This is a genomic window from Roseicyclus mahoneyensis, assembly GCF_003148775.1.
In the GTDB taxonomy this organism is placed as follows: Bacteria; Pseudomonadota; Alphaproteobacteria; order Rhodobacterales; family Rhodobacteraceae; genus Roseicyclus; species Roseicyclus mahoneyensis.
Genome location: NZ_QGGW01000025.1, coordinates 1 through 3,502, shown reverse-complemented (window position 1 = coordinate 3,502; position 3,502 = coordinate 1). Strand labels below are relative to the sequence as shown.

Annotated in this window: 5 protein-coding genes; 1 reads left to right on the top strand and 4 read right to left on the bottom strand. The window is 63.0% G+C overall.

Annotation, left to right across the window (positions count from 1 at the left end; translation table 11 throughout):
- Positions 1 to 325, top strand: a 325-nt coding sequence (locus C7455_RS19725; RefSeq protein WP_211315532.1) for an HNH endonuclease, incomplete at its 5' end; no start/stop codon positions are given.
- A 7-nt stretch (positions 326 to 332) separates the two neighbouring features.
- Here C7455_RS19725 and istB read toward each other — a convergent pair.
- The 4 genes from istB to C7455_RS20405 form a co-directional block, all read right to left on the bottom strand.
- A complete protein-coding gene (gene istB, locus C7455_RS19720) occupies positions 333 to 1,184 on the bottom strand; it encodes an IS21-like element helper ATPase IstB (RefSeq protein WP_109671159.1) in 852 nt (283 codons plus the stop codon).
- Positions 1,181 to 2,533 (bottom strand): Mu transposase domain-containing protein, encoded by a 1,353-nt coding sequence (locus tag C7455_RS19715; RefSeq protein WP_023955293.1) that lies wholly within the window; start codon positions 2,531 to 2,533, stop codon positions 1,181 to 1,183. Before C7455_RS19715 ends, istB begins: the two co-directional genes overlap by 4 nt.
- Positions 2,534 to 2,642: 109 nt before the next feature.
- Positions 2,643 to 2,858, bottom strand: a complete 216-nt coding sequence (locus C7455_RS19710) for a hypothetical protein (RefSeq protein ID WP_116916042.1) — start codon at positions 2,856 to 2,858, stop codon at positions 2,643 to 2,645.
- Between the two features lie 329 nt (positions 2,859 to 3,187).
- The coding region (locus tag C7455_RS20405; RefSeq protein WP_211315531.1) for a hypothetical protein at positions 3,188 to 3,502 on the bottom strand (315 nt) is incomplete at its 5' end.

Genomic DNA, 3,502 nt, shown 5'->3' with positions numbered 1-3,502 from the left:
CAGGTACACGGATCGGGACTGTATGCGGGTGTTCTTCCGGGACGGGTTCGTTGACCGGTATACCGGGACTCAACTGGTTCATCCGGGGGCGTTGCGGCTGCTGTCGATTGTGCTGCCAGATGAGTTCCCGTTCCACCGAAACTGGGACACGAGCAAGACCCACTTCGCTTTCTATGAACTGTTTCCCACAGTTGACCACCTTGTGCCGGTAGCTCGCGGAGGGCTCGATACCGCCTCGAACTGGGTGACTACTTCGATGCTGCGGAATTCTGACGGGGCTCAGGAAAATTCCCCAGTGGTGCTCATCGAAATTCCCCACCCGTGAGGTGGGTCTACTGTAGCGGCCGGCGGATGGTTCCGGCGGCGGTGCGGTGGTTTTCTGATCGGGCGTGGTGGTCTCGCAGGCGATAGGAATCGCCGTCGAGTTTGAGGACTACCGAGCGATGCAGGAGCCGATCGAGCATGGCCGCTGCGACGGTCGTGTCGCCGAGGACTTCGCCCCATTCGGAGACGCTGCGGTTGGTGGTGATCACGATCGACGTCTTCAAATATCGTTGTGCCACAACCTGAAACAACGCAGAGGCAGCCTCGGCAGGCAACGGCAGATACCCCAGCTCATCAATCACCAAGAGTGTCGGCCCGGCATAGAACCGCATGCAGGTGGCCCACCTGCCTTCGATAGCCGCTTTGTGGCAGCGGGCCGCCAGATCGGCAGCGGTGGTGACGTAGGTGCGGTACCCGGCGTGCACCGCCGCTCGGGCAAGCCCGACCGCCAGATGTGTCTTTCCTGTGCCTGGCGGACCCATGAGCAGGACGTTTGTCGCTGATTCGAGGTATCCGCAGGTGCCGAGTTCGGCGATCAGCTGGCGGTCCACGCCGGGAGCGGCGTCGTAGTCGAACCCGTCCAGGGTGGCTGGGGTGGGCAGGCTCGCGAACCGCAACCGGCCGGCCAGGCGCCGGGCCTGGTTCTCTTCGACTTCTACGGCCAGGAGTTGTTCGAGGGTGCTGGTCATCGACCACCCCTCGCCCTGTGCCCGCTCGAGCATCCCCGGTAAGGCCTCCGCGGCGGCGTGGAGTTTGAGCACCGCCAGGTGGTGCCGCAGTTGCTGGTAGACCGAGATCTCAGCTTGCGTCGCCGGCTCAGGCACCGCGTTGGTGGTGGTTGTTGTTTTGGTGCGGGTCATCGCAGCGTGGTCCTGTTCTGTGCGGCGCGCTCATAAGCGCTCATGTCGATCACGGTGGCAGACTCGTCGGCCGTGGCTACCGTGTGGGAGTTGTTGTTCAGCAATAGATCTGCAGCAGCGAGCGCGCTCTTGCCGGGTGGGATCCGTTGTTTGCGGCGGTGCGGAGGTCCACCGGTGTTGGCCGTGGCCATCGCCTCGGTGTTCAGCGCATGGACGTGGCCGTGATCGCGGACCATCACCCCCGACCCCTCAGCGGCGAGGCGGTGGCGGGCGACGACGATCCCGCCGGCGGTGGCGATATCGATGTGGGCGTCGCCGAGCTGATGGGTTACGGTCACCTCGCCCATCGCGAGCTCCGGCGGCACCGAATACTGATTGCCTTTCCACGCCACCAACGCCTGCCGGTTCACCTTCCGGGTCTCGGTCATCATCGCCGGATAGGGTGCACTCGGCAGCGATGCTAGGGGTTCACGATCGGCAACTGTTGCGACGGTGGACCTTCCGTCAGCGGTGACCCGGACGCGGGTGTCTCCTCGGCGGGTGCAGAACGTGTCCAGACTCTTCTGGGCTTGCTCGGCGGTGACGTCATCGCCCAGGGTCCGCCACCACCGCTGGGCGGCGACCCGGTTGGCTGCCTCCACGACGCCTTTGCGGTTCCCGCGCCGGGGCGGGCAGATCGCGACACTGACTCCGTAGTACTTGGCCACGCCTGCGAAAGATGCTGTCACCGAACCCGAATCGGGATGGCAGACCGTGGCCATCCGGTCGAACCGCCACACCTTCGTGAGGCCGCCATGCTGGCGGGTGACCCGGTCGAGGCCGGCGATCAACGTCGGCTGGGTCATATCGGCGGCCAGGAAGCCCCGCCAACGCCCCGAGTGGGCCAGCGACCCAACCAGCAGATGCGCAGTCTTACCCCAGCCCCACGACGGCGGTGGGTCCGGTAGGTCCACCCAATCCCATTGCGTCTCTTCACCCGCAGGGTGGTCGATGATCGCGTTCGGTCGGCTGGTCGCGGTCTGACATTGCGGGCAGACCGGGCGCAGGTTCCGAGCGCGGATTTGGCGGGTCAGCGTTTGATAGGACTGGGTGTAGCCGAGGTCTTCGAGCTCATCGCACAACGTTCGGGCCCATAAATGTGGGTCGTCGATCAAGCGTGCGGTGATGTAGGCGACGAACACCTCGAACGCATCGACGGCGCTGCGCGCCCGCTCGCCGGGCGAGCGGGTGCCGTTGAGATAGGCGCGGACCGTTTTGCGGTCTCGGCCGGTGTGGCGGGCGATCGCCGAGATCGTCAACCCTCGTTTGTGCAGGGCGTGTACTTCCATATCGTCCTCCCATGTAAGCATGAGAAAGCGGGTCTCCTTCGAGTAGCTGATGAGTGGTCAGAGACCATCAGCATCGAGGGAGACCCGCCCTCGTTGGCGGTGCCACACGGGTGGGGAATTTCAGTGAGCGTTACTGGGGAATTTCAATGAGCGCCGTCAGGGCTCCACACACGACGGCGTCTGCGCGCTTACTTGTGAGGGGCAACTGGTACTCGACCAGTACCTCCGCCTTCTCCAATCCTGCGTCCATAAGATCGCCGACGAGGATTGCAAGGCTGTGATCCCAAGAGCGAACTTCAGCAGGGGATGGGTTGTAGCCAATTTTGATGCGGAACTGTTCGGTCAAGACGGGTACGAGACTCCCAGACTCGATTTGCGATCGAACGCCAGCGACAGAGTTGCGGTACAACGGCAAGACGGCTCCAGGAAGGCATGAAAGTCTTCCCGCACGGGTGGAGCCTTGTCGTATAGACGCATGCTGTCGGGCCGAAGCGGATTACTGGTCGATCGTATATGCCTCGGCCGACTTTCAACGGTGGGCTCGCGCGCGCCGGAACCCAGGCCGGGGAGCATCGCAGGGCTAATGCGGATCGACGATTTGATCATGTAATCCAAGCTGTACGTAAATCTCTGCTGACTGTGTGAATCAAGGCGGATCTTGACGTACTCGACGACTCAGTCTTGAGTCGATAGAACAACGTCGAGCCAAGTCGTTGAATACGGACGACCAGGCATCCAGTCCTTAGGAAGTAGGCGCTCGACGGCGACTTGTTCTAGCCAGGCGGGCGCTGGCAATTGCTGGATTCGAGCGAGGAGGTAGGTGTCTCCTTGCGGGTTGGGGTAGCCAAGGCGACTCAGTGCCTCACCAGTGATGCTCTCCCAGTCGGCGGTTCTGTCGTACAGTTCAAACCGAAACCCGTCATTCTGACGGCCGTACAGCAACACAAGAGGCCCGTCTAGATCCCTTTGGCCGCGCTCTACCGCGCCCCG